The 26,269-nt window shown below is 66.1% G+C and carries 21 protein-coding genes; 3 read left to right on the top strand and 18 right to left on the bottom strand.

What is annotated here, in order from left to right; genetic code table 11:
* The first annotated feature begins 55 nt into the window (after positions 1 to 55).
* Complete coding sequence (locus LOY69_RS29960; RefSeq protein WP_265073954.1) at positions 56 to 1,606, top strand: PLP-dependent aminotransferase family protein; 1,551 nt, start codon at positions 56 to 58, stop codon at positions 1,604 to 1,606.
* A gap of 40 nt (positions 1,607 to 1,646) precedes the next feature.
* The gene (locus LOY69_RS29955) at positions 1,647 to 2,858 is read left to right on the top strand and encodes a YeeE/YedE family protein (protein ID WP_102881348.1); all 1,212 of its coding nucleotides are present in this window, start codon (positions 1,647 to 1,649) and stop codon (positions 2,856 to 2,858) included.
* A gap of 105 nt (positions 2,859 to 2,963) precedes the next feature.
* On the opposite strand, the gene LOY69_RS29950 is transcribed toward LOY69_RS29955, so the two are convergent.
* The 18 genes from LOY69_RS29950 to aspA all read right to left on the bottom strand — a co-directional run bounded on the left by LOY69_RS29950 (position 2,964) and on the right by aspA (position 25,123).
* Positions 2,964 to 4,064 (bottom strand): polyamine ABC transporter substrate-binding protein, encoded by a 1,101-nt coding sequence (locus tag LOY69_RS29950; protein ID WP_102862356.1) that lies wholly within the window; start codon positions 4,062 to 4,064, stop codon positions 2,964 to 2,966.
* Positions 4,065 to 4,076: 12 nt separating this feature from the next.
* Positions 4,077 to 5,108, bottom strand: coding sequence for a histone deacetylase family protein (locus LOY69_RS29945; protein WP_170001406.1), 1,032 nt, complete (start codon positions 5,106 to 5,108; stop codon positions 4,077 to 4,079).
* Between the two features lie 163 nt (positions 5,109 to 5,271).
* A complete protein-coding gene (locus LOY69_RS29940; RefSeq protein ID WP_265073953.1) occupies positions 5,272 to 7,197 on the bottom strand; it encodes an ankyrin repeat domain-containing protein in 1,926 nt (641 codons plus the stop codon).
* A 100-nt stretch (positions 7,198 to 7,297) separates the two neighbouring features.
* A complete protein-coding gene (locus LOY69_RS29935; protein WP_413787137.1) occupies positions 7,298 to 9,220 on the bottom strand; it encodes an ankyrin repeat domain-containing protein in 1,923 nt (640 codons plus the stop codon).
* A gap of 71 nt (positions 9,221 to 9,291) precedes the next feature.
* Entirely contained in the window at positions 9,292 to 10,284 is a 993-nt protein-coding gene (locus tag LOY69_RS29930; RefSeq protein WP_213664461.1) for an AraC family transcriptional regulator, read from the bottom strand.
* A gap of 151 nt (positions 10,285 to 10,435) precedes the next feature.
* A complete protein-coding gene (locus tag LOY69_RS29925) occupies positions 10,436 to 11,437 on the bottom strand; it encodes an asparaginase (RefSeq protein WP_110652876.1) in 1,002 nt (333 codons plus the stop codon).
* A gap of 104 nt (positions 11,438 to 11,541) precedes the next feature.
* Complete coding sequence (locus tag LOY69_RS29920; protein WP_102881342.1) at positions 11,542 to 12,981, bottom strand: alanine/glycine:cation symporter family protein; 1,440 nt, start codon at positions 12,979 to 12,981, stop codon at positions 11,542 to 11,544.
* 439 nt (positions 12,982 to 13,420) lie between these two features.
* Complete coding sequence (locus LOY69_RS29915) at positions 13,421 to 14,437, bottom strand: aromatic ring-hydroxylating oxygenase subunit alpha (protein ID WP_265073952.1); 1,017 nt, start codon at positions 14,435 to 14,437, stop codon at positions 13,421 to 13,423.
* Positions 14,434 to 15,573, bottom strand: coding sequence for a hypothetical protein (locus tag LOY69_RS29910; RefSeq protein WP_265073951.1), 1,140 nt, complete (start codon positions 15,571 to 15,573; stop codon positions 14,434 to 14,436). The genes LOY69_RS29915 and LOY69_RS29910 overlap by 4 nt, the downstream gene beginning before the upstream one ends.
* Positions 15,570 to 16,724 (bottom strand): ATP-grasp domain-containing protein, encoded by a 1,155-nt coding sequence (locus LOY69_RS29905; RefSeq protein WP_265073950.1) that lies wholly within the window; start codon positions 16,722 to 16,724, stop codon positions 15,570 to 15,572. The genes LOY69_RS29910 and LOY69_RS29905 overlap by 4 nt, the downstream gene beginning before the upstream one ends.
* Positions 16,712 to 18,070, bottom strand: coding sequence for a F390 synthetase-related protein (locus tag LOY69_RS29900; protein ID WP_265073949.1), 1,359 nt, complete (start codon positions 18,068 to 18,070; stop codon positions 16,712 to 16,714). The genes LOY69_RS29905 and LOY69_RS29900 overlap by 13 nt, the downstream gene beginning before the upstream one ends.
* Complete coding sequence (locus LOY69_RS29895) at positions 18,060 to 18,914, bottom strand: MBL fold metallo-hydrolase (RefSeq protein ID WP_265073948.1); 855 nt, start codon at positions 18,912 to 18,914, stop codon at positions 18,060 to 18,062. The genes LOY69_RS29900 and LOY69_RS29895 overlap by 11 nt, the downstream gene beginning before the upstream one ends.
* Positions 18,911 to 19,918, bottom strand: coding sequence for an NAD-dependent epimerase/dehydratase family protein (locus tag LOY69_RS29890; protein WP_053160475.1), 1,008 nt, complete (start codon positions 19,916 to 19,918; stop codon positions 18,911 to 18,913). The genes LOY69_RS29895 and LOY69_RS29890 overlap by 4 nt, the downstream gene beginning before the upstream one ends.
* Positions 19,918 to 20,937, bottom strand: a complete 1,020-nt coding sequence (locus tag LOY69_RS29885) for a beta-ketoacyl-ACP synthase 3 (protein ID WP_265073947.1) — start codon at positions 20,935 to 20,937, stop codon at positions 19,918 to 19,920. The genes LOY69_RS29890 and LOY69_RS29885 overlap by 1 nt, the downstream gene beginning before the upstream one ends.
* Positions 20,938 to 20,984: 47 nt before the next feature.
* Positions 20,985 to 21,632 carry a YcxB family protein gene (locus LOY69_RS29880; protein ID WP_253084109.1) on the bottom strand — a complete coding sequence of 216 codons (648 nt, stop codon included), beginning with the start codon at positions 21,630 to 21,632 and terminating at the stop codon, positions 20,985 to 20,987.
* A 98-nt stretch (positions 21,633 to 21,730) separates the two neighbouring features.
* Positions 21,731 to 22,510, bottom strand: a complete 780-nt coding sequence (locus LOY69_RS29875; RefSeq protein ID WP_265073946.1) for a hypothetical protein — start codon at positions 22,508 to 22,510, stop codon at positions 21,731 to 21,733.
* Positions 22,511 to 22,642: 132 nt separating this feature from the next.
* Complete coding sequence (locus LOY69_RS29870) at positions 22,643 to 22,996, bottom strand: DUF3077 domain-containing protein (RefSeq protein WP_265073945.1); 354 nt, start codon at positions 22,994 to 22,996, stop codon at positions 22,643 to 22,645.
* Positions 22,997 to 23,698: 702 nt separating this feature from the next.
* Positions 23,699 to 25,123: an aspartate ammonia-lyase gene (gene aspA, locus LOY69_RS29865; protein ID WP_102862326.1), complete on the bottom strand. Its 1,425-nt coding sequence runs from the start codon at positions 25,121 to 25,123 to the stop codon at positions 23,699 to 23,701.
* Between the two features lie 181 nt (positions 25,124 to 25,304).
* Between aspA and LOY69_RS29860 the strand changes: the two genes are divergently transcribed.
* Entirely contained in the window at positions 25,305 to 26,222 is a 918-nt protein-coding gene (locus tag LOY69_RS29860; RefSeq protein WP_102862325.1) for a LysR substrate-binding domain-containing protein, read from the top strand.
* Positions 26,223 to 26,269 lie beyond the last annotated feature (47 nt).

Raw genomic sequence — 26,269 nt, 5'->3', positions numbered from 1 at the left:
CGTTGTAAGAGCCATCTTTGGTCTATTTTGTGGGTCCAATCCCTGGGGCGCCTCGATGAACAGTGCTTTGCCTCCGCTGTCTTTCAACCCTGCCGGGATCGAGCTGGATCGCCGCCAGGGCCTCAGCCGCCAGCTGTACCAGGCCCTGCGCCTGCGGGTGCTGGACGGGCGCCTGGCCAGCGGCACGCGCCTGCCGGCCAGCCGTGATCTGGCGGTGGCATTGGGGATTTCCCGCAACAGCGTGGTGCGCGCCTATGACCAGCTGTATGCCGAGGGTTTTATCGAAGGCCGGGTCGGCGATGGCACCTACGTGGCCCAATTGCCAGAAACCCGCTTACCCATCAAAAAACTATCCACAAAAGTATCCACAGGGTTGTCAACAGGCTTACCCACAGGTTTATCCACAAAATCGACCGAAATAACTGGTGATGCATCCAGTAAAGTTATCCACAGCAGTGGTGTGCAGCGCCTGCAAAAGCATCATCTGAGTACGCCGCCCAGTGGTCCGCCGCGGGCTTTTCGGGTCGGCGTGCCGGCTTTCGATCTGTTCCCGTTCGAGGTCTGGGCCAAGCTGAATGCGGCTTTCTGGCGCAGGCCGGACCTGCGTCAGCTGTGCTACGGCGATTCCGCTGGCGATTCGCGACTGCGCAGCCTGATCGCCGCTTACCTGCGCAGTGCCCGTGGGCTGCAATGCAGCGCTGAACAAATTGTGATCACCAGTGGCGCGCAACAGGGCATCAGCCTTTGTGCACAGCTGCTGGTGGAGCCCGGCGACAGCGTGGCTGTGGAAAACCCCGGCTATCGGGCGGCCGGTCACGCCTTCGCCGTAGCCGGGGCACAGTTGCAGGGCGTGGCGGTGGATCAGGAGGGCATCGACTGCCGTCAGCTGGAGCAGTTGCCCAACTGCCGCCTGGCCTATGTCACCCCGTCCCACCAGTACCCCACCGGGGTGATCATGAGCCTGGCCCGGCGCCTGGAGCTGCTGGCCTGGGCCGAGCGCAGCGGCGGCTGGATCGTCGAGGACGACTACGACGGCGAATACCGCTACAGCGGCGCGCCCCTGGCCCCCCTGGCGGCGCTGGACCGGCAGGGGCGGGTGATCTACGTCGGCACCTTCGGCAAGGTGGCGTTCCCGGCCTTGCGCCTGGGTTACCTGGTGCTGCCGCCGAATCTGGTGCAGGCCTTCGCCCAGCGCCGGGCGGTGGACGTGCGCCACTCCGAGGTCAGCACCCAGGCGGTGATGGCCGAGTTCATGGCCGCCGGGCATTTCCAGCGGCATATCCGGCGCATGCGCCGGGCCGCCCTGAGCCGGCGCAATACCTTGCTCGCCGGCTGGCCCGAGGCGATCCCAGGCGTCGGACCGCTGCCCACGGTGGCCGCCGGGTTGCACCTGACAGTGCGCGTGGACAGCCTGGCCCGGGAGCAGCAACTGCTGGAGCAGGCGGCCAGCGTCGATGTCGAGGTTAACGGCTTGAGCACTTATTGGTTACCGGAAACCCTGTTGCCCGAGGACCAACGGGCTGGGCTGGTGCTGGGCTTCGCCGCGGTGCCTGAGGCCGATATCCAGGCCGCCCTGGGCCGCCTGCGCCAGGCCTGGCGGGTCTGACGGGTTATACTCGCGGCCATTTCCCTGCCCGAGAAGCCTCATGAGCCAGACCCTCCCCGTGGCCCCGCAACGCATGTTCGGCGCCCCCCTGTTCGCCTTGCTGCTACTGGTGGCCGGCGCCCTGTTCCTGCAGACCCAGGTGGGTGCGCGACAGGTGCTGCTGTTGCTGCTGGGTGCCGCCCTGGGGCTCACCCTGTACCACGCCGCCTTCGGTTTCACCTCGGCCTGGCGGGTGTTTATCCGTGATCGGCGCGGTGCTGGCCTGCGCGCGCAGATGGTCATGCTGGCCCTGGCGGTGTTGCTGTTCTTCCCGGCGCTGGGGGCGGGCAGCCTGTTCGGCCAGCCGGTGGTGGGGCTGGTGGCGCCGGCCGGGGTGTCGGTGATCTTCGGTGCCTTCATTTTCGGCATCGGCATGCAACTGGGGGGCGGTTGCGCCTCGGGCACCCTGTTCACCGTCGGCGGCGGCAATGCGCGGATGCTAGTGACCCTGGCGTTCTTCATCTGCGGCTCGCTGATTGCCACCCATCATGTGGACTGGTGGTTTGCCTTGCCGTCGCTGCCACCGATCTCCATCGTCCAGAGCTTCGGCGTCGGCCCGGCCCTGGGCTTGAGCCTGTGCCTGTTCGCGCTGATCGCCTTGCTCACCCAGACCCTGGAAAAACGCCGCTACGGCAGCCTTGAAGCCCCGGTCGCCAGCCAGCACCAGGGCTGGCGCCGACTGTTGCGCGGTCCCTGGCCGCTGGTCTGGGGCGCGGTGGCCCTGGCCTTGCTCAACTTCGCCACCCTGGCCCTGGCCGGGCGCCCATGGGGCATCACCTCGGCCTTTGCCCTGTGGGGCGCGAAAGTCGCCAGTGGCTTGGGCGTAGACGTGGGCAGTTGGGTGTTCTGGCAGGGCGCGGCAAACGCCAAGGCCCTGGCCGCCCCGGTGTGGCAGGACATCACCAGCGTCATGGACATCGGCATCGTCCTGGGGGCCTTGCTGGCCGCGGGACTGGCGGGACGTTTTGCCCCCAACCTGAGAATCCCCACCCGTTCCCTGGTGGCGGCGGTGATTGGCGGGCTGCTGCTGGGCTACGGTTCGCGCCTGGCCTATGGCTGCAACATCGGCGCCTACTTCAGCGGCATCGCCTCCGGCAGCCTGCATGGCTGGCTGTGGCTGGTGGCGGCCTTTATCGGCAACGGCGTCGGCGTACGCCTGCGCCCCTGGTTCTTCGCCGAAGAGCGCACGCCCCAAGGCCTCACGGGCTGCTAACCGCCACTGTGTAGGAGCCGGCTTGCCGGCGAACAGCGGCGACGCGGTTCGTCACCCACCGCGTCCCGCCGCCCACCCGAACACCGCCCGTGTGCTTGCGCCGGATCAGGTCCCGGACTTGATCTTGGTCCAGGCCCGGGTCCGCGCCCGCTCTGCATCACGGGGCAGCGGTTGCAGCGTGTACAGGGTGCTCATCGCCGCTTCCGTCGGATACAGGTTGGGGTTGTTGCGGATCGAAGGGTCCACCAGTCCGGTGGCGTCCTTGTTCGGGTTCGGGTAACCGACAAAGTCGCTGACCGGGGCGATCACCTGAGGTTGCAGCAGGTAGTTGATGAAGGTGTAGGCATCTTCCGGGTTCTTGGCGCCTTTAGGGACCGCCAGCATGTCGAACCAGATCGGCGCGCCTTCCTTGGGCAGACGCATGTCCACGGTCACGCCGTTCTTGGCTTCCTTGGCGCGGTTGGCGGCCTGGGAGAAGCTCCCCGAATAGCCCACCGCCACGCAGATATCGCCATTGGCGATGTCGGCCATGTACTTGGACGAGTGGAAGTAGGTGATGTACGGCCGGATCTTCATCAGCAGCGCTTCAGCCTTCTCGTAGTCCGCCGGCTTCTTGCTGTTGGGGTCCAGGCCCAGGTGCTGCAGGGCCAGGGGCAGGATTTCCGAAGGCGAATCCAGCAGGGCCACGCCGCACTGCTTGAGCTTGCTGATGTTCTCTTCCTTGAAGATCAGGTCCCAGCTGTCCACCGGCGCCTTGTCGCCCAGGGCGGCCTTGACCTTGTCCGGGTTGAAGCCGATCAGGATGGTGCCGTACATGTAGGGCACGGCGAACTGGTTGCCCGGGTCGTTGGCCTCGATCAGCTTCATCAGCTTGGGGTCCAGGTGGTTCCAGTTGGGCAGCTTGCTGCGGTCCAGGGGCTGGAACACCCCGGCCTCGATCTGCTTGGCCAGGAACACGTTGGACGGCACCACCACGTCATAGCCGGAGTTGCCGGTCAGCAGCTTGGCTTCCAGGGCTTCGTTGGTGTCGAAGATGTCGTAGACCAGCTTCACCTGGCTGTTCTGCGCCTTGAAATCTTCCAGGGCCTTGGGGGTGATGTAGTCGAACCAGTTGTACACCCGCAGCGTGCGCTCCTCGGCGTGGGCGGCGGTGCCCAGCAGGCTGGCGCACAGGGCGGGAACCATTAAGCGTTTGAGTCTTTGCATGATGCGAGTCCCTCACTGGGCGCTTTGAAAACCTTCGAGAACGTTCACGGCGTTGATGCCGATTTCCTCTACCGCGTAACCGCCTTCCATGACGAACAGCGTCGGCTTGCCGAGGGCGGCGATGCGCTTGCCCATGGCCAGGTAATCCGGGCTGTCGAGTTTGAATTGCGAGATCGGGTCGTCCTTGAAGGTGTCCACGCCCAGGGACACCACGATGATGTCGGCGTCATAGCTGTGGATCTGGTTGCAGGCCTGCTCCAGGGCTGCGCTCCACTCATCCCAGCCGCTACCGGCGGCCAGCGGGTAGTTGAAGTTGAAACCTTCCCCGGCGCCTTCGCCGCTTTCGTCGGCATAGCCCAGGAAGAACGGGAACTCGGCTTCCGGGTGGCCGTGGATCGAGGTGAAGAGCACGTCGCTGCGCGCGTAGAAGATCGACTGGGTGCCGTTGCCGTGGTGGTAGTCGACATCGAGGATCGCGACTTTCTTGTGGCCCTGGTCGAGGAAGGCCTGGGCGGCGATGGCCGCGTTGTTCAGGTAGCAGTAGCCGCCCATCAGGTCGCTGGCGGCGTGGTGTCCTGGTGGCCGGCACAGGGCAAAGGCGCTGCGGGCACCGCGCTGGATCACCGCCTGGGCGGTGAGGGCCACTTGCGCTGCGCTGTAGGCCGCCTGCCAGGTGCCGGCGGTGATCGGCGCGCCGCCGTCGAAGCTGTAGTAGCCGAGCTGGCCATGGAGGCTGGTGGGAATCACGCTGCGCAGGGTGCGCGCCGGCCAGGTGTAGGGCAGCAGGTCGCCGTCGATGCCCTGTGCCGCCCAGCGCTCCCAGGCGCCTTTGAAGAAGTCCAGGTAGGCCCGGCTGTGGACGCGTTCGATGGGCCCCAGGCCGAAGTCCTTGGGCGCCTCTACCGGGCCAAGGTTGCGGTACTTCACCCGGTCCAGCACATGGTCGGCCCGGGAAGGCATTTCAAAGCAGGGCATCAATTGCCCGTCGATAAGTTCACAACGGCCGTGGTGCAGGTGGTGATCGTCCGAGTAGATCGTCAGCATTTTCTTGTTCTCCGCAGGCTGATTCGGTGGATCACAGTCTTGCGGGGCGCGGGGTTTCGGAGAACGGCAGGAGCGGCCAAAAGGGGATTGATCTGGCCAAAGTGTTTGACCGAAATTCGCCCCTTAAAGAGGCAGGGCGCCCCGTTGCGGGGCGCCGTCCGGTTCAACTGGCGGGCGGGGTGGGAACGAAACGCTGCAGCACCTTGAGCATGTCCTCGCGTTTTTTCCGGGCGATGGCTTCCAGCAACAGCGCGTAGCCCTTTTTCTCGCAGCGCTGGCCGACATTGGGATCGGCGCCTTTTTCCAGCAGCAGGGTGAACAGGTCCAGGGTGTCCCGTTGGCTGACGTAGGGCGCCTTGTCGTCGGCGGAGGTCTTGTCGGCCACCAGGGTCAGCAGGCTCTCGCCGACGGGCTGGTTGTAGCAGGTGCCGCGGCCGTAGCTCAGGTTGAGGTTGGCACCAGCGGCTATCAGTTGTCGCACGGCCTCGTAGTTGTTGCCCGAGAACGCCCGATACAGCGCGGTTTCACCATCGTCGGTTCTGCGCCGGTCGAGGTTTTGCGGGTGTTGCAGCAGCCAAGTGAAGCCTTGCAGGCTGCGCTTGTTCTCGGCCATCTGCATCAGTGGCGTCTGGCCCTGGCTGTCCGGCTCGTCGACGGCGACACCGGCCTCGATGAGGAACTTCAGGCGCCCGCCCTGGCTCAGGTCGGGGCTGTCGCCCAGGTCGCGGCGCATGGCCAGGGTCGCCAGGGTGGTCCAGTTGTACAGGCCGCTGGTGTGGGCGCCGTGCTCCAGCAGCAGCCGGGCGATGTCCAGGCGCGGGGCGTCCAGGGCATGCAGCAAGGCGCTGCGACCATCGTCGGCCATGACCTCGCCGCTGATGCCACTGGCCAGCAGGCGCTGCACTTCGGCCAGGTCGCCGGCATCCACCGCGTCCACCAGCGGCCAGAAGGCCTGGCAGTCCCGGGGGTTGGCGGCGTTCAGGCCCAGGCGCTGCAGGACCCGGGGCGGGATGCTCATCTGGCGTTTCAGGCGCAGGCCGCAATACACCCGGTAACCCTCGATGGCCCGGCCCTGGTGGATGGTGTCCTGCGTGCGTTGTTGGTAGATCGCCCAGTCCAGGTCCGCCAGGTTGAGGTAGGTCGGCATGCGCCCGGGGTCGCGGTGCAGCACTTCCTTGAGCCAGGGGCGGGCGGTTCTCAGCTGTCCGGCTTCGCTGGTCCAGTAGGCGATGTCGTTGAGCAGGCCGGCGTATTCACGGCGCTCGGTGGCGATGCTGCGAAAGTCATGGGTGACGAAGAAGTCCTCCACCCGGTTGATGCCCGGTTGCTTGTCCTTGGCGCTGCGCAGTTGTTCGTGCAGCGCGCGGAACGCTTTCCAGATGCTGTCCGGGTTCGAGGCTGGCGCTGGCACAAAGGCGTTGACGGTGATCGGCCCGCTGCCTTGGGTGAAAGGGCGGAACCACGGCGGGAATGTCTCCAGGGCCTGCAACCACTGCCGCCCGGTTTCCTCGCTGATGGGCTGCAGCGGGGTGAACTCCATCTGGGTCAGGTCCCGGCGGTGACTGATCGCCAGCAGCGGGCGCTGCGGATCACGTTGGTCGATCAGCAGGTAGCGTCGGCTGAGTTGCCAATCGCTGGGCTCCTGGCACTTGAAGTCGAGCGAGGTCAGGGTGATGCCGGTGTCCAGGGTATTGCTCGTGGGCCAGTTGTCGGCGACTGGCACCGGATACTCCGGGGCCGCACAGGCCCGCAGTTCTTCGGGGCTGAACAGGGCCATGGGCGGCGATTTGTAGACCCGCTGCTGGTACTTCAGGTCCTGATAGGCGTTGAGGTAGAACAGCCCGCGGTACTGGCTCAGGACGATCCGCGCCGGCACTCGCTCCCGGCCCGGCACGGGGAACGGCTTGAGTTGCAGGGTGGCGGTTTCCGGGTAGTCGATGACGAAGTAGCGAGCCATACCCGACCATTTGATCGCGCCCAGGTCCAGGTCGAAGGCCTGGGCGGCGGGTGCGCCAGCCAGCAGCGCCAGCGCCAGGCCAAGCCCGCGAATGCCGATGCGCCGGGCGATGGCGCCTGAGAATAGCTTCAACGTTGCAGTCCCTTGCCGGTAGAAAGCTCGGCAATGTAATGCAATCGGCGCCGTTGTGCCGGGCTTTGTTTCAGGGGCTCAGCGGGTTCGGCGCCACGCCTCAAAGGCGAAACGCCGTCGCCGGCGGTGGCGGCGCAAAGCCTTGCAGCACCTTGAGCATGTCGTCGCGCTTGCGCCGGGCCATGATCTCCAGCAGCCAGGTGTAGCCGTTGTTCTTGCAGTAGCGGCCGACGTTGGGGTCGGCGCCTTTTTCCAGCAGCAGGGTGAACATGTCCAGGCTCTGTTGCTGGCTGACCCAGGGATTGATGACCTCGGGCGAGCCCTGTTCGGCGACGATCATCAGCAGGCTTTGGCGAACCGGCTGCTGTGCGCAGAAACCGCGGCCGTAGCTCAGGTTGAGGTTGGCACCGGCCTCTATCAGTTCTCTGGCAGCGGCGTAGTTGCCGCCCTTGAGCGCCAGGAACAGTGCGGTTTCGCCGTCTGGCCCGCTGCGCTTGTCGAGGTCTTGCGGGTGTTGCAGCAGCCAGTTGAAGCGCTCGATGTCGTCGCGTTCCTTGGCCATGGCCTGCAGCGCGGTGCCGCCCTGGACATCCTGTTCATCGATGGCGGCGCCGGCCTGGAGGAGGAAGTTCAGGCGCTTGGCCTGGCTCAGGTCCGGGTTGTCCTTGAGGTCGCGGCGCATGGCCAGGACCACCTGGGAGCGGCCGTTGTACTGACCCTGTGGACGGGCGCCATGGGCCAGCAACAGCCGGGCGATGTCCAGGTCGGGTTTATCCAGGGCGTGCAACAGCGCCGGGCGCCCATCGGCGGCGATCACGTCGCCGCTCAGGCCGTTCTCCAGCAGGCGCCGGACTTCGCCCGCGTCACCCTGGTCCACCGCCGTCACCAGCGGCCAGGCGCTTTGGCAGGCCGGTTCGCTGGGTGCCTCAAGGCCCAGGCGCTGGGTGACCCTGGCGGGGACCCCAAGCTGGCGTTGCAGGCGTAGCCCGCAATACAGCCGATAGTTCTCCATGGCCCGGCCCCGGTGCCGGGTGTCTGCGGGCTGCTGTTGGTACAGGCGCCAGTCCAGGTCCGCCAGATTGAGGTAGGTCGGCATGCGCCCCGGGTCGCGACGCAGCACGTACGCCAGCCACGGTCGGGCGCTCTGCAACTGGCCGGCCTCGGTGGCCCAATAGGCGATGTCGTTGAGCAGGCCCGGGTAGGTACTGCGCTCGGGGGCGATCGCGCGAAAGTCATGACGGTTGAAGAACTCTTCCACCCGGGCGATGCCCGGAGCCTTGTCTTTGGCATCGCGCAATTGCGTGTGCAGCTGGCGAAATTCTGTCCAGACCTGCTCCGCGCTGGGCGGCGGCGCATAGGGCTTGACGCGCAGCTGGCCGCTGCTGGCGTCAAAGGGTTCCAGCAGCTTCGGGTACTTCTGCAGGGCTTGCAGCCATTGCTGCTGCAGTTCGGGGCTGATCGGTTGCTGCGGGGTGAAGTCGATCTGTGCCTCGCCCTGACGCTGACCGATGGCCAGCAGCGGCCGCTGGGGATCGCGGCTGTCCACCAGCAGATAGCGATTGCTCAACTCCCAGCCTGGGCTCTGGCAGTCGAAACTCAGTTTGGTCAGGCTCAGGGCGGATTCCAGCTGCTTGCTCGACGGCCAGTTGTCCGTGGCTCCAACGGGTCGCTGCTCGGGCACGCAGGCCTGTAGTTCCTGGGCGTTGAACAGCGGCAGGGGCGGCGACTTGTAGACCCGCTGCCGGTACTGCCCATCCGCATAGCCATTGAGATAGAACAGGCCGTGGTATTGGCTGAGGATCACCCGTGCCGGCGCTTGGGCCAGCCCGGGCAGGGGAAAGGGTTCGAGTTGCAGCGTGGCGGTTTCCGGATCGTCCAGAAGGATGCTGCTCTGCATCTCCCACCAGCGGATTTTGGACAGCTCGAAGGCTTGGGCGAGGGGGAGGCCGGCTAGCAGCACCAGCGCCAGGCACCCCCCGCGAATACCGATGCGCCGGGCGATGGCGCCTGTGATTGGGTTCAAGCTTGCAGTCCCTTGCCGGTTTCAAAGCTCGGCAATGTAATGCAATCGGCGTCTTTATGCCGGGGTTTGTCTCAGGGCCGGAACTGGCTCGGCGCCACGCCGCTCCAGCGGATGAAGGCATGGCGAAAGCTCGCGGTTTCACTGAAGCCCAGGGCTTCGGCAATCCGGTAGATGGGCAGCTGGTCTTCGCAGAGCATCTGCTTGGCCCGCTCGAAGCGCAGCTCGTCCAGCAACTCCTGATAGCTGCAACCCAGGTCGCGCAGATGGCGGCGCAGGGTCCGGGCCGAGCAGTTCATCTGTTCCGCCAGCCCTTCCAGCCCCGGCGCGGCGTCCAGTTGCGCTGCCAGCAGCTGGCGGATGCGCCCCAGCCAGGCCTGGCGCCCGGTGAACTCGGTGTTCTGCTTGCGGCAGCGTTCGGCCATGGCCTGGTGGGTGATGGCATCCGCCAGGGGCAGGGGGTGTTCGAGCCATTGCTGGTCGAAGGCGAAGGCGTTGCTGCGGGCGTTGAACTGCAGCGGACAGTCGAAGGCTTCGCGGTAGCGCTGTTGATAGTCCGGCGCCGGATAGTCGAAGCGCGCGCCCAGCAGCGGCAGCGGGTGGCCCAGCAAGTCGTCGCAGATGACCTTCAGCGACACCAGGCAGAACTCGGTATTGAACGCCGCCAGGGCCGGGCTTTCGCGGTAGCCGGCGGCGGTGAACCAGATGCGCGGGCCGTCGGCTTCCAGGCTCAGTTCGAAAAGTGTTCCCATCAGCGCCGGATAGCGCATGGCCAGGCGCAAAGCGTCACCTAAGGTGGCACTGGTGAGCAGGGCATAGCCGAGCATGCCGTAGGAGGAAACGTGCATGCGCCGGCCCAGTTCCAGGCCGATATCCCGTTGCAGGGCCACGGCATTGGCGCACACCAGCATCTCCTGGTTGGTGGTGATGCGAGTGTCGGCGCGGCTCAGGTCGGCGGGGTTGATGCCGCTGCCAGCCAGCAGGGCTTCACTGTCCTGGCCCTGTTCCTTGAAGGTATTGAGGACCAGTGAAACCGCATTGAGGGTGGTGAGGTGCGAGTGCAGCATGCGCAGATTCCAGCCTGAGAAAGACCGGGAACAGGAGCAATTTGCATGCCGCCCCGCATCTGCAGGTGCCGGAGCTGGTTGTAGGAGCTGGCTTGCCAGCGAAGAGGCCCTCAAGACCGCCTTCGCCGGCAAGCCGGCTCCTACAGAGTGTTCAGGCCAGTTCGCCGCACAGGTCCAGTTCCACCAGGCGCCGCACTTCGCTGTTGGCCAGCCCGGCACCGAGCAGCGCATTGAGCTTGCCGAACGCCGCTTCGCGAGTCATGCCGCCACCAGACAGCACGCCCACGCCGCGCAGGCGGCTGCCGGCTTCGTAGATGTCCAGCTCCACACCGCCTTCATGGCACTGGGTCACCGCCACCACGACGATGCCTTGCTCCTGTGCGCGCTTGAGACTGGCCAGGAACGCCGGGTTGTCGCTAGGACCGGTGCCGCTGCCGAAGCATTCCAGGACCAGGGCCTGGATGCCGCTGTCGAGCACGCCGTCCAGCAGCTCGGCGCTGATGCCGGGGAACAGCGGCAGCACGCCGACCTTGGCCAGTTGCTTGGCCTGGCGGTAGTCCAGCGCCGACGGAATCGCTTCGGCCTTTGCGCCGCCGCCATTGCGTTGCAGGGCGGCGAACGGATGACGGCCGAAACTGCGGATTTTCGCGCAGCGGGTCGGGGCCAGCAGTTCGCCGTGGAAGTACAGGTGCACCCCCGGTGCCAGGCCCTGGCCCAGGGCCAACAGGGCGCCACTGAGGTTTTCCCAGGCGTCGCTGTCAGGCACACCGGCCGGCAGCATCGAGCCGGTGAACAGCACCCGCGCTGGCAGCCCCAGCAACTGGAAGCTCATGGCGGCGGCGCTGTAGGCCAGGGTGTCGGTGCCGTGGAGGATCAGCACACTGTCGCAACCCTGATCCACGGCTTCGACCACCGCTGCACGCAGGCGCTGCCAGTAGTCGGGGGTCATGTTGGCGCTGTCGATCAGGGGCGCCATCTCGCGAAAGCGCCAGGCCGGCACCACCAGTTCGGGCTGGCTGTCGAGGTAGGCGCGCATGCGCACGTCGAAACCGGACGCCGGGGCCAGGCCGTCGGCGCTGGCCTGCATGCCGATGGTGCCACCGGTGTAGAGCACCATGACGTGCTGGGCGGCAGGGTAGGTCGAAGGGTTCATGGGATTCTCCGAAACGGTGAGTTCCTGTGGGAGCGGGCAAGCCCGCTCGCACATTTATCGCACTGTAACCGACGGGTGCAGAGGATGCGCCCGTCGTTCACCCGTCAGCGTTGCGCTGCGGGCACGCCTTGCGGCTCGGCCTGGGCGGCGGCCGAAGGTTCGGCGGGCCAGGCCTTCAGGTCCAGGTCCAGATCGGCGAATTTGCGCGAGTCGAACACCGGCTGGTCGACACCGGCGCGGCGCTGCTCGTCGTAGTCGCGCATCACCCGCAGGCCGACCTTGAACAGCATGGCCAGGGCCACCAGGTTGACGAAGGCCAGGCAGGTCATGGTGATGTCGGCGAAGGCGAACACGGTCGAGAGGTTCTGCATCGAACCCCAGACCACCAGCGCCAGCACCAGGCCGCGGAACAGCATCAACACAGTGCGGTTGCGGGTGAGGAACTGCAGGCTGTTCTCGCCCAGGTAGTAGTTGTAGAGGATGCAGGTGAAGACGAACAACGACAGCGCGACACTGACGAACACGCGGCCCCAGTCACCGACCACGGCGGCCAGCGAGTTCTGGGTCAGGACGATGCCGTCGCCTTCGAAGCCCGGGGTGTAGAAGCCCGACAGCAGGATCAGCAGCGCGGTGCAGGTGCAGATCACGAAGGTGTCGAGGAACACGCTGAAGGCCTGGACCACGCCCTGGGCGCCCGGGTGCTTCACGGCGGCCACGGCGGCCACGTTCGGCGCACTGCCCAGGCCCGCTTCGTTGGCGAACACGCCACGCTTCACGCCCATGACGATGGCGCTGCCGAGCAGGCCGGCGAAGGCCGGGTCGAGGCCGAAGGCGCTCTTGATGATGGTTTCCAGCATGGCCGGCACGTGTTCGATCTGGGTGCCGATCACGTACAGGGTCACGGCGATGTAGGCCAGGGTCTTGATCGGGACCAGCAGGTCGGACACCGCGGCGATGCGCTTGATGCCGCCGATGAAGGTGATGGCCAGCAGCACCGCCAGGACGATGCCGGTGTGGCGTGGGTCGAAGGCAAAGGCGTCCTGCAGCGAGTGCGTCACGGTGTAGGACTGCAGGCCGATGAAGGCGAAGCCGTAGGTGACCAGCAGCAGGATCGAGAACACCACCGCCATGCCTTTGAGCTTCAGGCCGTGCTGGATGTAGTAGGCCGGGCCACCGCGGTACAGGCCGTCACCGTCGGCGCGCTTGTAGACCTGGGCCAGGGTGCATTCGAAGAAGCTGCTGGACATGCCGACCAGTGCGGTCACCCACATCCAGAACACCGCGCCCGGGCCACCCAGGGTCACGGCGATGCCGACGCCGGCGATGTTGCCTGCACCCACCCGGCCGGCGAGGCTGAGCATCAGCGCCTGAAACGAGCTGAGCTGGCCGCCGCTGCTTTTCAGGCTGTCGCGGAACACCGCGAACATATGGAGGAAATGGCGCAATTGAACGAAACGCGAGCGGATCGTGAAGTAGCTGCCGAGCCCGACAATGAGCACGATCAGTACTTTCCCTGAGAGGAAGTCGTTGATGACTTCGAGCATGGATTATTCCTCGCTGTTTTTTGTGTAGGCAAAAGCAGAGCGGACGGAAACATTCAGTTACACCGCTGATTGCACGCACGGCAAGGCGGTGGGGCGAGCGTTCGTCCCGGTTCTATATTTCGCGGGTTGTTATTAGTTCGGGTTTCCCGTGGGGGTGAGCCTCGTTACCGACGGCTGTCCACGTGAAGAGGGGGCGCACTATACCGGTGCGCGGGCTCGCCGTCTGCATGTTGCGTGTCGAGCCGAGGAACGGCAGTGCTGGCGGGAGGCTGAATCGGTTCTTGTCCTGCCCAGCAAACCCCGCGAACAGGGGCTCCAAGGGGCCCGTATCATCCCCGCGAGCCCCCTGGTAATCGCAGGCGCTGGCTGGCCAGCGAAGGGGGTCGTTTGAGCGGTGTCCGTCTTGAAGCCCTGTTCGCCGGCCAGCCGGCTTGCGGGGCTACAGCCAGAATTCCTCTCGGCGTTCTTGGAAGTCCTTCAGTTCACCCTGCTCCAGCAACTGGCGAATCCACGGCCCCAGCAGATCCAGCGAGCTGTCCAGAGGCGTGGGCCGCTGCCAGTGCAGCGGCACCTGGGCAAAGCGCTGCTGGTTGGCGCTGACTTTTTCCAGGATCTGCCGGTCCTGCTTGAGGATCACCTTGAACAAGGGCTGCAGCACGCCGCGTTTGAGCCAGCCCGGCAGGCGGCCCTGGGCTGTGGCGATGCGGGCGAACAGCCGCAGTTGGCCCTCGGCGGCCGGGCTCAGCCAGGCGCTGACTAGCAGGTTGAGCCGGCCCTGGCGGTCGCGGTATTCGATTTCCGCCAGCCCCGGCAGGCGAAAGCGGCCCATGCTGAGGCCGCGTTCGCCTTCGAACAGCCGCGAAATCAGTCCGGATTGGGTGCCTTCTTCGCTGTATTGGGCTTCGACCCCGTCTTCGAGCTGATGCACCCAGGCGCTAATGCGCTGGCGCTGGCGGTCGTGGCGAATCCAGCCGGCATGCACGAAGTGGGTGTGGAAACCGTCGAGGAAGTTCTCCGCGGCGTCCTGCAAGCTGCACTGCACCCGGTCGTTGATCCAGAACACATCCAGGGCCTGGGCTTGCTCGGCGGCGGCCACTGGCGGCTCTTCCGGTCGCTCGCTGGCAAGGCTGGCCCACACCAGCCCCTGGGCTTCGCAGCTGTGCAGCGGCTGCAGCAAGGGCTGGCTGCACCGCTGCTGCTCCTGGCCGGGCAGCTGAGTGCAACGGCCCTGGGGATCGAAGCGCCAGCCATGGTAGGGGCACTGGATCTGCCCGTCGCGCACCCGGCCGGCGCTCAGGGGCGCAAAGCGGTGAGGGCAACGGTCCGGCAGCACCGCGGCGGCGCCGTCGGCGTCGCGAAACAGCACCAGCGGCACGCCGTGCAGGGTGCAGGCCATGGGTTGCTTGTGCAGGTGCCGGCTCAGGGCGACGGGCCACCAGCCCGAGTGACTGTTCACAGTTTGAGCTTCCTCATCAGCGGTACGCCGATCCGTTGCAGCAGCAGGCCCATCAGTTGCCACACCAGGCGCCTTGGCCAGGGCAGGTGGGCGACGTGGATCAGGCTGTATTCGATCTCTGGCTCACCGCCGCGCAGGCGTTTGAAGGCGGCGGCGCCGGAGCTGAAGTTGAGCACCTGACGACGGTTCACCGCCTCTTGCAGGCACAGCCTGGTCAGTTGCCGGTACAGACCGGCGCGCTGGGGCAGGGCGGTGTCGTAGCCGACGATGGGCGTGCTGATCAGGGCGCTGTTGGCGAACCAGCCCAAGGCGCCGTCAATACGCCCTTCGGCGTTGCGCAGGGCGCGCACCTCCAGCCAGCCTTCGGCCTGCCCGCGTTGCAGCCATTGGGCGCTGTAGTGGGGGTTCAGGCGGCTGTATTTGTCCAGGTACAGCAGGTTGTACAGCTGCTCGATGCGCTGGAAGTCGGCCTCGTTCAGCTCGCTGCCGGGCACCACCGCATAAGGGCTGCGGCGCAGCAGGGTGGCGTCCAGGCGGGTGTTGTGGTGGCGCAGGAAGGCTGAATTTTCGCCCTCACGGCCGTCGAACAGGTACACCTGACGGCTGGGAATGGCCAGGTAGCCCAGGGCTTGCAGGCGCTTGCGCAGTGCGAGGTTGCTGAAGTCGTTGAGCGAGCGAAAGCCAAAGCCGTGGTCGGGAAACTCCCGGCGCAGCAGCTCGGTGATCGCCGGCAAATCCGCGCCGTCCCAATCGGCCGGGTAGAGGTTGGTCGACAGCAGCCAGTTATTGATCTGCACCAAACGGTCGACCTTGGCCGCGCTCAGCAGCCGGTCCACGCCCTGGGTCAGCAGCTTCAGTGGCAGGGCAAGCCAGGGCCGCTTCAGGCGCTGCAGTTCTTCCCGGGCGTAGCCGCTGTAGGCGGTTTGTGGCGAGACCACGTAACAGTTATCCACAGGGTCGTGGCCGTGGTTGATGCTCACCGGGAACTGCTGATGGCCGGTGTCCAGCAGGGCCAGGGCGGTGCTGACGTTGCCGATCAGCGCGCCGCCGGCGCAGGTGCGCACGTACTGCCGGGCGTGGCTGTCGCCGGCGCTCGGGGGCTCAAGGGCCAGTTGCTCGGGCAGCAGCAGTCTCATTGGCGCTGTGCCCCCAGAGGCTGGCCGTTCCATTCGATATCGGCGGTGGAGGCGGCCAGCAGCCCGCAGCGGCGGGTCAGGGCGCGGCCGATGATCTCGCTCAGGCTCAGCAACTGGGCGCTCAGTGGACCGCGATCGCCGTCCTGGACGATCACGTCCCGGGCTTGTTGGTAGTCGTGCCAGAACTCGCGGCTCAAGAGCCGTGACGGCGCCGCCAGAAGCAGCATGGCCAGGGCGATCATCCGGGGTTCCAGGGTCGCCTCCAGCGCAGCGTCGGTTTCGCTGCCCAGCGCTGCCACCAGTTGCACCCGCTGATTGTCGAACAGGTGCACGCCGCTGGTGGCCCTGGGGTTGCACTCCAGCACGTGGAAGCGGCCCTGCTGGTCCTCGATGAAGTCAAAACCCACTTGCCCGGTGTAGCCGGTGGCCTGGCCGAACTGCTCCAGAAACGCACGGATCGGCGCCGGGGCGCAGCTGTGGAAGTAGATCCCCGAGCCGCGCCCGACCCGGTAGCGCGGCTGGTAGCTGCTGTGGGCGCGCAACTGGCCGTCCACCAGCACGCTGAAGCTGCAGTACTCCTGGCCGGGGACAAAGCGCTGGGCCACCCAGGGCGCATCGCTACTGGGCCGCACTTTCGCCAGTTGCGCCGGGCTCGGGCGGATCAGGGTCTGGGAGGCGAAGCGCGAATAGGCCGGCTTGAACACCAGGGCGTCGTGCTCGGCGGCCAGCGCTTGCAACGCAGCCGGCTCATGCAGCACTTGGGTCGGCGGCGCGGCCACGTCCCAGCCCTGGGTCATGGCGGCAAAATCACCCTTGTGATGCAGGCGGTGCAGCAGCTCGAAATCACTGGTGAACACCCGGCACAAAGGCCGCAAGCGCTCCAGGCCGTGGGCCAGGTAGAACACCTCTTCGCAGGTCGGCAGCAGCAGGTCGATGGCCTGTTGGCGGATGACCCCGGCCAGGGCTTCGATCCAGGCATCCGGGTCGTGGCGCGGCTCCGGCAGGCGCACGAAGTGCTCGGCGGCGCGGCTGAAACGGCTCAGGGGCTGGGCCAGGGAATCGGCCACGGTCACCGTCCAGCCGGCTTGGCTAAAGGCCCGGGCCCACTCCAGGCAGGCCGGGGCCCGGGCGCCGAGAATCAATACACGCATGGCAGTCCCTCGGGCAGTTGCAGCATCAGCAGGCGGCGTCTTTTCGCGTGGGGCGGCGGTGCCTGCCAGTGGCCGAAGCTCAGCTGCGGCGCTTGCAGCCCTTGTTGCGCGCAGAGTTCGGCCAGGGCCTCGCGCAAGCGCTGGCACAGCCCGTGATAGTCGCCCGAAGTGTGCAGATTGATTTGCCAGAGCAGCCCGCGCTGGTGGATTTCGTATTCCTCCAGCTCCGCCCCCAGCATCAGCAGCGCCCGGCGCAATACGTCAGGGTAGAGCGGTGCCAGCTGCTGGCCATCGAGCCGGGGCAGCCAGAGGATCTCGTCGGCGCGACCTTCCACGGCGGCGATGGACCGCTCCGCACGGCCACAGGGGCAGGGCGCGCTAGCCACCCGCAGAATGTCGTTGAGGCGATAACGCACGATCAGCTGCGTACGCCGGGAAAAGTCGGTGATGATCGGCTGGAAGCGCGTGCGCTCAGGGTCCAGCCATTGCGGCTCGATGTGCAGGTGGCTTTCATTCAGGTGCAGGGTGCCGGCCTCGCAGGTGTAGCCGAGAAAGCCTTCGCTGGCCTGATAGATCTGCTGCGGCTTGCGCCCGAAGGCTTGCTGCACCAGCTCGGCGTCGGTGCTTTCCAGCACTTCGGCCACCGACAGGATGTGTTGTGGGCGGATCGTCAGCTGCCCGGCCAGGGCCGCCTGGGCCAGCCCCCGCAGCACCGTGGCCGGGGCCACCAGCACGTCCGGGTTCTGTTGGTTGAGGCGTTGCAGGGAGGCGGTCAGGCCCAGGGTCAGGTCATGAAAGGCGAAGTCGATGCGGCGGCTGGCCAGGGTGGTGTACAGGCGGCTATTGGCCCGCAAGAAGAAGGCGATCCGCAGCGGCGCCAGCCAGGGGCACAGCAGCCGGGGCAGCAGGGCCCGGGGCAGGGTGCGCGCCAGCAGGATGCCGGCCCAGCGTTGGCGTTCCACGCTGCTGACCAGGAACACCCCCTGGGCCCCCGAGGTGCCGCTGGACAGGCCCACGGTGATGTCCCCCAGGGTCGGGCTGAAGTCCCGGGAACGCTCGGCCTGCAGGGCCACCGGCAACACCTGTTCCAGGCTCAGGGCGCGGGTGTTGAAGGCAGCGAAATCGCTCATCAGGGTGGCTTTGTCCATGAGCGGCAAGCTGTGCAGGCCGTCGTGGGTCAGCTCGTTGAAGCGCTGGCCACGGGGCAGGACTTTGGCCATGAAGTGCTTGAGGCGCCGGGCCTGCCAGGCTTCCAGCCGCTCGCGACGGCGAAAGCGCAGGGCGTAGCGGCTGAACACGAAGGAACCGATGCTGCGCAGGGTGCCCAGTAGGCGTTCACTGTTCATTGGCGAATGCCTCCCAGGCCTGGGTGCAATGGGACGGCAGCACCGCCACCGCTGGTTCACGGCGGATCAGCTGGCCCAGGCCGTGGTAAGTGCGCACGTACTGCTGACGGTCGGCGCTGGCAAACCACAGTGCCGGTGCAGCGGGCAGGCGCTCGGCGCGGCAGGCCGGCACCGACCAGCAGGCGTCGGCCACCAGGAACACCGGTCGGCCCTGGGCGTCGGGGATGAACAGGCCCAGCTGGCCTTCGCTGTGCCCGGGCAGCGGCACGCCGATCAGGCTGCCATCGCCGAACAGGTCCAGGCCCTGCTCGAAGGGCGCCATCCAGCTTGGCAGCGCACAGCTGGGGCTGGCTTCGGCCAGGCGCAGGCGGGCGCTGAAGTCGTCCGGCAGCAAGCCCGGCAGATGGCCGCCCAAGGTGGCGCGCCAACGCTGACCGCGCAGGCTGTCGATATGCCGGTAATCGGCTTCCAGGGCGATAAAGCGCGCATTGGAAAAATCCCGCAGCCCGGCGATATGGTCGGCGTGGAAGTGGGAAATGATCACATGGCGGATATCCCCCGGGCCGATGCCTAGCTCATGCAACTGCGCCCCCAACTGCTCGACCACCGGCAACTGCACCGGCACTGCGCTGCGGTACAGGCGCTCGGGCAGGGCGCGGGTGGCCTGGAAGAAGTGCTCGGCGTAGCCGGTGTCGTACAAAATCCAGCCGTGCTCCGGGTGCTGGATCAGCCCGCACAGTGCCGGAAATTGCACCGGCGCCAGGCGCCCGCCACGGTCGGCCATGCATTCCAGGTGCTGGCACCAGCCGGCCCGGAGGATCTTCAAACTCACGCTGCGGCTCATGGTTTTTGTCTCTGTTGGGCCAACCACCATTGGGCGTGCTGGGCAATGCCCTGGTCCTGGGTGATCACCGGGTGGTAGCCCAGCTCGCGCTGGATGGCGCTGATGTCCAGGGTCTGACTGAAGGCCAGGACGCCTGCGCCGTAGCGGGTGATCAAGGGTTCGGCGCCGTTGCCCAGCCGTGCCTTGAGCTCCAGCAGGCGCGCCACGCCATGCACCAGAGGCCAGGGCAGGCGACGGGTGCGCAGGGGCAGGCGGAAGTGCTCGGCCATCTGTTGCAGCAGGTCCTTGAAGGCCAGGGGTGTGCCATTGCTCAGGTTGTACACGCACAGCGGGCGCGGCAGGGGCCGGGTCAGGGCCAGCCACACCGCGTGCACCAGATTGTCGACGCAGGTCAGGTCCAGCTGTGCCTGGCCGCCGCGCATCAGCGGAATCGCCCCGCGTTGCATCACCCGCAGCAGGCGCGGCATCAGGGTTGCGTCCCAGGGGCCGAACACCGCCCGGGGCCGCAGGATCACGCATTCGGGCAGCTTGGCGTCTGCCAGCAGGGTTTCGGCCTGGGCCTTGCTGCGGGCGTAGTCATTCACCGGTGGTGGCAGCGGCTGGTCTTCGCGGATGCCCAGGCGATCACTGAAATTGAAATACAGGCTTGGGGTAGAGATGTGCACCAGCCGCGGGATGCGGTTCTTGCCGCAGGCGTGGATCACCTCGGCAGTGGAGTCGAGGTTGGCCCGGGCAAACGCCTGGGGCGAACCCCAGGGCGAAGACAAGGCGGCGCAATGCACGATGGCGTCATGCTCGCGGCTGGCATCGGCCAGCAGGCGTTTGGCCAACGGGCTGCCGTGCTCCAGGGGTAGCCAGCGCACGGGCGCTGGGCTGTGGGCAATGACTTGCGCCGCCGCCTCGGGGTTGCGCCCGCTGAACTGCACCTCGCAGCCTTCGGCGGCCAGCTTCCAGACCAGATGCCGTCCGATAAAACCGGTGCCGCCGGTGACCAGGATCTTCATCAGTACTCCAGGATCATGCCGCCGAGGGACAGGCCCGCGCCGGTGCCGATCAGCATCAGGGTTTGTCCGCGTTGAATGCGCCCGTCGCGCACCGCGATGTCCAGAGCGGTGGGCAGGGACGCCGCCACCTGATTGCCATGCTGGGCAAAGATATCGATGACTTTCTCCGGCCCCAGGCTCAGGCGTTTGGCCGCATGCTGCATGGCCTGTTGGCTGGCTTGATGAGGAATCACCCAGTCGATTTGCCCAAGGGAGAGCCCGGCTTGCAGCAACAGATCGTCCATCAGGTCCGGCAGGTGCTTGGCCGCGAGGCGGAACACGCCTTTGCCCTGCATGGCGAAGCTGGTCAGGGGCTCGAAGGGCACGTCGATGCGCCGCGGATGAAAGCGCGAACCGCCGGCGGGGATCTGGCACAGCGCCGCGCCTTCGGCGTAGGTCTTGAGGCGCGAGGCGAGGATCTTCGGGCCGCCGTCGCCGGCTTCCAGCACCACCGCTGCCGCACCGTCGCCAAAGATGCCGCAGACTTCCACCTGCTGCCAGTCCAGGCCGCAGGAGGCGATGTCGGCGCACACCAGCAGCACGCGCCGGTAATGCCCGGCCTGGATCGGCCAGGACAGGGTGTCCAGGGCGGCAATAAAGCCCAGGCAGCTGGCGTTGATGTCCATGGCCGGGATGCCCGACTGGCCCAGGCCCAGCTCCCGTTGCAGCAACGCGGCGTTGCAGGGCATGCCTTGGTCCATGGTGCCGCTGGCGCAGACGATCAGGTCCAGTTGGCCAAGCTCCAGGCCCGCCGCGTGCAGGGCCTGGCGCGCGGCACTGGCACCGAGGCTGGCGGCGGTGTCCGCAGGATCGGCGACGTGGCGCTGCTGCACTCCGCTGATGCGCGCCACGCTGCCGGTTTCCAGGCCGAGCTGGCGGTCCAGCTCGGCACTGGTGACCACCCGCTGCGGCAGGGCGTGGCCGGTGCCGAGGATGGCCAGGGCGCGGGCCGGGCGGGGGGAGGACGCTGATGTGTGCATGCAAATTCCGTGTGTGTGGGCGTCGAGGCTGGCGTTGAGAGAGGCGGTTAGTGCGCTGGCAGTGCCGCCGGGCATTGGCTCAGGAAGGCTTGCAGCCCCTGCTGGTAGGCCTCGGTGGGCATCAGGTCAGTGTGTTTGGCGATGAAGCAGGCCACGCCTTGACGCTCCATATCGGCGTCCGCCACGAGGTAGAAGTCGGGAATTTCCTGCACGCTTGCGATCTGCTTCCAGGCCAGGCTGCTCTGACCTCCGCGGGTGTTGAGCAGGGTGAAGCCCTGGTCGTCGAAGTTCAGGCAATAGGTGCCTTCGACGGCCCGCAAGCGGGTTTCGATCAGGCGCTGACTCAACCCGCGCAACGGCGCTTGGGGTTTGATCGGGGTGGCGGCAATCCGGGTTTGCAGGTGCTTGATCCAGCGTCCGGAAAAGCGCCACCACAGGGGGATGAAGATCAAGGCGAACGCCACCATGGCGATGACCTTCTCCGGGGTGAAGGTCCGCTCGGGGAAGTAGATCGACAGGCAGCCGCCGATCAGACACAGGGTGAACATCACGGGACCGATCAAGCGGCTTTGCCACCGGGCAAATGTGCTCATGGCCCGGACATGCTGCTGATCATCCTTGAGCAATTCCTGCTTCAGCGGTTCGGCAATCCAGGCTTCGGTGTGGGCGGGGGTGATGCGGTAGTGCAATTCCATGGGGGCTGAATCCGAGGTCCGTGTTCGGTGAGGGCGGCAGTCTACCGGCTTCTGGGGTGTGTTGAGCAGCGGCGTGTGCGCCAACGCCGAGCGGCTGTTCAGGCTGGAAACTGCTCCAGATGTTGCTCCACCCACTGGTACAGGCGCTCGTCCAGCTGCGGCCGCTGCTGGTTGAAGTGGTCCTGGCAGCGGTTGAAGAACGGGTCCTGGTTGATGCGCATGGCCAGCTCGACGGGGCCTTCGCTCCCGGCGTGGGCGGCTCGTAGCTGCTGCTGGCGCTGATCGGCCTGCTCCAGGGTGTCCGCCAGGGCGTCCAGATGCAGGAGCCTGAACTGAGCGATGGCCTGGGGCAGATGAAAGTGCAGGGCGCTGTCGAAGCCTTCCCAGCCCTCGAAGGCCAGCCATTCGTGAAGGATCATGAAGCAGCGCGGTGCCGGGGGCAGCGCCTCCAGTCGTTGGAAATCCAGCCAGTACTGGCGCGGCAGCTGCTCGGCGGTTTCGATGGCCTGGGCGATCAGGTCCAGGGCCTGGCCCTTGTCCTGGTGATGCTTGCGCAGGATGCGCTGGGTCAGGGTGAAGCGCGCTTCTTCTATAGCGTGCAGGGCGCGGTTCAGGTCGTAACCGGCGTTGAGCAAGTGTTCCCGGGCTCGCTCGGGGGGCAGGCCGGATTTGTCTACCAGCACTTGCAGCAGCTCGGCTTTGTAGAGCTCGGCGGCTTGCTGCGGATTATTGGCGCAACGGGCGAGCAGGGCCTGGGCGTGGCGCAGGCCGATGGGGATCAGCTTGCGTAGCTGTTGCAGAGCTTGGGTGTGCGTCGGGTCCATCGACAGGGTGCCTTGGTCGTCATTGCCGGTGGCGGCGGGAGGCTGATTATCCACCGCGCCGGGCAAAACCTGTAGCCGCTGCCGCAGGCTGCGAACGGCCCGAAGGGACGCGGGGCTCTCAAGGTCGCTGAAGGTCCTGCGGACCTTTTCGCAGCCTCGCGGGCTCGGCAGCGGCTACAGGTTGCGTCAGGGAGTGGTGCGGGCGCCGTCGAGCAAGGCGTCCACCACGGCGCGGGCCATTTCCACGGAATGCACCATGGACCAGATCAGCCCGCGCTCGATGCCGCTGGCCCGTTCGGTGATTTCATCGGACACCTCTTCGGCGCATTTGAGCAGCAGGGAAACGTGCATCAGGGCGTCTTCGGCATTCACCTGGGGCTGTACGGCGAACAGCGGGTGGCCCTGGGCGTCGCGCAGGCCGAAGGGGCGATGGCGGGTGCCGTGCAAGGCGGCCAGCAGGTTGGCATTGGCGCGGTCTAGTTCCGGGTCGCGGCGTGGATGATCGGTGGGCAAGGGCGGATCGGGGACGAGCTTTTTCATGAGACTGGTTCCTTTAGCAATTTAAGAAACCGCCGGATCTCACTTCCACATGAGAGGGTGGCAGCCGTGCGCAGGTGTGGAAGACCGGGCTAAAGGAACCGGCGCACCCGAAGGTGCCCTACGCACAGCCGCCATAGATCGGGTTCACCCAAGCCGCATCGGCAAGGATGTTCGAATGAGACGACTGCACGTCCTTTATCCCAGACTTCCACATCCGGGCCGCTGATTTGGCAGCGGCCCCGGGAGACTGCCTGATCGTTCGAAGGGGTACAAGGCGCTCAAAGGCGTTGGGGATTCTCTCGGATTTGCCCTACAAAACAAAGCGAAACGGCTCTGGCACTGGGCGGTATTCCCTGACAAATCGGGTGCTGGGCCAGGGGGGGATAGGGGCTTTGTTGAATGTGCGAGTGGGGTAGGGCTGCCAGAGTGTGCTGGCAGGTTTTGCGGCCCCTGCGGTGCCGTTCGCAGCCTCGCGGGCTCGGCAGCGGCTACAAATGAGGTCGCGGTCGCAGTTCAGGTTGGGGGTGTAGCCGCTGCCGCAGGCTGCGATCGGCCGCGCAGCGGGCGCGGCGATTTCAACGGCAGGAAAAAACCGCAGGCAAAAAAAAGGGCCTGGAGACGTATCTCCAAGCCCTCAAAAGGTGAGAGGTGTCTAGTCCCTCAACCTGGTGAGCGGTGTTGCATGTTTCGGTGTCGCGGCGGTTAGGCTTTCAGCGGAACCAGGCGCGGGGCAATCATGTTTTCCGGACGCAGGATGTCGTCGAGCATGGCGTCGTCCAGCAGGCCTTCTTCGCGCACCAGTTCCAGTACGCCACGGCCACTTTCCAGGGCGATGCGGGCGATACGGGTGGCGTTTTCATAGCCGATGTACGGGTTCAGTGCGGTGACCAGGCCGATGGAGTGCTCCACCAGTTCGCGGCAACGGGTTTCGTTGGCGGTGATGCCGGTGATGCAGTGCTCGCGCAGCATGTCCATGGCGCGTTGCAGCAGGCGGATCGAGTCGAAGATCTTGAAGGCGATCAAAGGCTCCATCACGTTCAGTTGCAGTTGGCCGCCTTCGGCCGCGATGGTCAGGGCCAGGTCGTTGCCGATGATCTGGAACGCCACTTGGTTGACCGCTTCCGGGATGACCGGGTTGACCTTGCCAGGCATGATCGAGCTGCCCGGCTGACGCGCTGGCAGGTTGATTTCGTTGATGCCGGTGCGTGGGCCGCTGGACAGCAGGCGCAGGTCGTTGCAGATCTTCGACAGCTTGACCGCGGTGCGCTTGAGCATGCCGGAGAACAGCACGAAGGCGCCCATGTCGGAGGTGGCTTCGATCAGGTCGGCAGCCGGTACCAGCGGCTGGCCGCTGATGGTGGCCAGGCGTTGTACGGCCAGGGCCTGGTAGCGCGGGTCGGCGTTGATGCCGGTGCCGATGGCGGTGCCGCCCAGGTTGACTTCGGTCAGTACTTCCGGCGCCAGGGTCTTCAGGCGAGCCAGGTCTTCACCCAGGGTGGTGGCGAAGGCCTTGAATTCCTGGCCGAGGGTCATCGGCACGGCGTCTTGCAGCTGGGTACGGCCCATTTTCAGGACGTGGCTGAATTCTTCACCCTTGGCGGCGAACGACTGGATCAGGCTGTCGAGGCTGGCCAGCAGGGCGTCGTGGCCCAGCAGCAGACCCAGGCGGATCGCGGTCGGGTAGGCGTCGTTGGTGGACTGCGCCATGTTCACGTCGTTGTTCGGGTGCAGGTACTGGTATTCGCCCTTGCTGTGGCCCATGGCCTCCAGCGCGATGTTGGCGATGACTTCGTTGGCATTCATGTTGGTGGAAGTGCCAGCGCCGCCTTGAATCATGTCCACCACGAACTCTTCGTGGAAGTCGCCACGGATCAGACGGGCACAGGCCTCGCTGATGGCCGCATGCTTGGCTTCGCTCAGATGACCCAGTTCGCGGTTGGCGTCAGCAGCTGCCTGCTTGACCATTGCCAGGGCCACGACCAGTTTTGGGTAGTGCGAAATCGGAACGCCGGAGAGACGGAAGTTGTTCACCGCTCGCAGGGTCTGGATGCCGTAATACGCTTGAGCCGGTACTTCGAGTACGCCAAGCAGGTCTTTTTCTGTGCGGAAAGATGCAGCGGAGGACATGACGGAGATCATCTCGGTAGGGACCCGGTCTGTGCCGGGAACGCTGCGAATCCTAGGCCGAAGGGAATTTTTGGGCCAATGCTGTTAAACACTGGGCTATGCATATTCGGCATAATGCCGGTGTGACGCCGCTTTGCCGGCGAGCGTGTGACCTAAAATGGTGCGTGTCCGGGAGGACGTGATGAATCTGGAAAGCAAATGGCTCGAGGACTTCAGTGCCTTGGCCGCCACCCGCAGCTTTTCCCAGGCTGCCGAGCGACGTTTCGTGACCCAGCCGGCCTTCAGTCGGCGCATCCGCAGCCTGGAAGCAGCCCTGGGCCTGACCCTGGTCAACCGCTCGCGCACGCCGGTGGAACTGACGGCGGCGGGGCAGTTGTTCCTGGTCACCGCGCGCACCGTGGTCGAACAGCTCGGCGAGGTGGTGCGTCACCTGCACCATCTGGAAGGCGGCCAGGGCGAAGTGATGCAGGTGGCCGCGGCCCACTCCCTGGCGCTGGGTTTCTTCCCGCGCTGGATCGCGCAACTGCGCAATGAAGGGCTGAACATTGCCACCCGGCTGGTGGCCACCAACGTCGGTGATGCGGTGCACGCCCTGCGCGAAGGCGGCTGCGACCTGATGCTGGCCTTCTATGACCCGGACGCGGCCTTGCAGATGGACTCGGAAATCTTCCCCTCGCTGCACCTGGGGCACACCGAGATGCTCCCGGTGTGCGCTGCCGATGCCCAGGGCAAGCCGCTGTTCGATCTGGAAGGCGAGGCCAGTGTGCCGTTGCTGGCGTACAGCGCCGGGGCCTTTCTCGGGCGTTCGGTGAACCTGCTGCTGCGCCAGCGCAACCTGCGTTTCACCACGGTTTATGAGACCGCCATGGCCGACAGCCTCAAGAGCATGGCGTTGGAAGGGCTGGGCATTGCCTGGGTGCCGCAACTGAGCGTGCGCGCCGAACTGGCCCGGGGCGAGTTGGTGGTCTGTGGTGGTGCGCAATGGCATGTGCCGCTGGAGATCCGCCTGTATCGCTGCGCCCTGGTGCGCAAGGCCAACGTGCGTTTGCTCTGGCGCAAGCTGGAAGGCGCCGCCGCACAAGCGACGGGCAACACATGAGCCTGTTGCCGGTGTTGCAGATCGCGAGGGAATGTCAGCGTCGGCAA

Origin of the sequence: Pseudomonas sp. B21-059 (genome assembly GCF_026016285.1) — a bacterium.
GTDB lineage: Bacteria > Pseudomonadota > Gammaproteobacteria > Pseudomonadales > Pseudomonadaceae > Aquipseudomonas > Aquipseudomonas danubii.
The sequence above is the reverse complement of the archived record's forward strand: the minus strand, read 5'-3'. Positions and strand labels throughout refer to the sequence as shown.

Excerpts from the sequence above, each read along its gene's own strand:
- LOY69_RS29960 (WP_265073954.1), top strand. The coding sequence starts at position 56 with ATGAACAGTGCTTTGCCTCCGCTGTCTTTCAACCCTGCCGGGATCGAG.
- LOY69_RS29955 (WP_102881348.1), top strand. The coding sequence starts at position 1,647 with ATGAGCCAGACCCTCCCCGTGGCCCCGCAACGCATGTTCGGCGCCCCC.
- LOY69_RS29950 (WP_102862356.1), bottom strand. The coding sequence starts at position 4,064 with ATGCAAAGACTCAAACGCTTAATGGTTCCCGCCCTGTGCGCCAGCCTG.
- LOY69_RS29945 (WP_170001406.1), bottom strand. The coding sequence starts at position 5,108 with ATGCTGACGATCTACTCGGACGATCACCACCTGCACCACGGCCGTTGT.
- LOY69_RS29930 (WP_213664461.1), bottom strand. The coding sequence starts at position 10,284 with ATGCTGCACTCGCACCTCACCACCCTCAATGCGGTTTCACTGGTCCTC.
- LOY69_RS29925 (WP_110652876.1), bottom strand. The coding sequence starts at position 11,437 with ATGAACCCTTCGACCTACCCTGCCGCCCAGCACGTCATGGTGCTCTAC.
- LOY69_RS29920 (WP_102881342.1), bottom strand. The coding sequence starts at position 12,981 with ATGCTCGAAGTCATCAACGACTTCCTCTCAGGGAAAGTACTGATCGTG.
- LOY69_RS29910 (WP_265073951.1), bottom strand. The coding sequence starts at position 15,573 with ATGAGACTGCTGCTGCCCGAGCAACTGGCCCTTGAGCCCCCGAGCGCC.
- LOY69_RS29905 (WP_265073950.1), bottom strand. The coding sequence starts at position 16,724 with ATGCGTGTATTGATTCTCGGCGCCCGGGCCCCGGCCTGCCTGGAGTGG.
- LOY69_RS29900 (WP_265073949.1), bottom strand. The coding sequence starts at position 18,070 with ATGAACAGTGAACGCCTACTGGGCACCCTGCGCAGCATCGGTTCCTTC.
- LOY69_RS29895 (WP_265073948.1), bottom strand. The coding sequence starts at position 18,914 with ATGAGCCGCAGCGTGAGTTTGAAGATCCTCCGGGCCGGCTGGTGCCAG.
- LOY69_RS29890 (WP_053160475.1), bottom strand. The coding sequence starts at position 19,918 with ATGAAGATCCTGGTCACCGGCGGCACCGGTTTTATCGGACGGCATCTG.
- LOY69_RS29885 (WP_265073947.1), bottom strand. The coding sequence starts at position 20,937 with ATGCACACATCAGCGTCCTCCCCCCGCCCGGCCCGCGCCCTGGCCATC.
- LOY69_RS29880 (WP_253084109.1), bottom strand. The coding sequence starts at position 21,632 with ATGGAATTGCACTACCGCATCACCCCCGCCCACACCGAAGCCTGGATT.
- LOY69_RS29870 (WP_265073945.1), bottom strand. The coding sequence starts at position 22,996 with ATGAAAAAGCTCGTCCCCGATCCGCCCTTGCCCACCGATCATCCACGC.
- aspA (WP_102862326.1), bottom strand. The coding sequence starts at position 25,123 with ATGTCCTCCGCTGCATCTTTCCGCACAGAAAAAGACCTGCTTGGCGTA.
- LOY69_RS29860 (WP_102862325.1), top strand. The coding sequence starts at position 25,305 with ATGAATCTGGAAAGCAAATGGCTCGAGGACTTCAGTGCCTTGGCCGCC.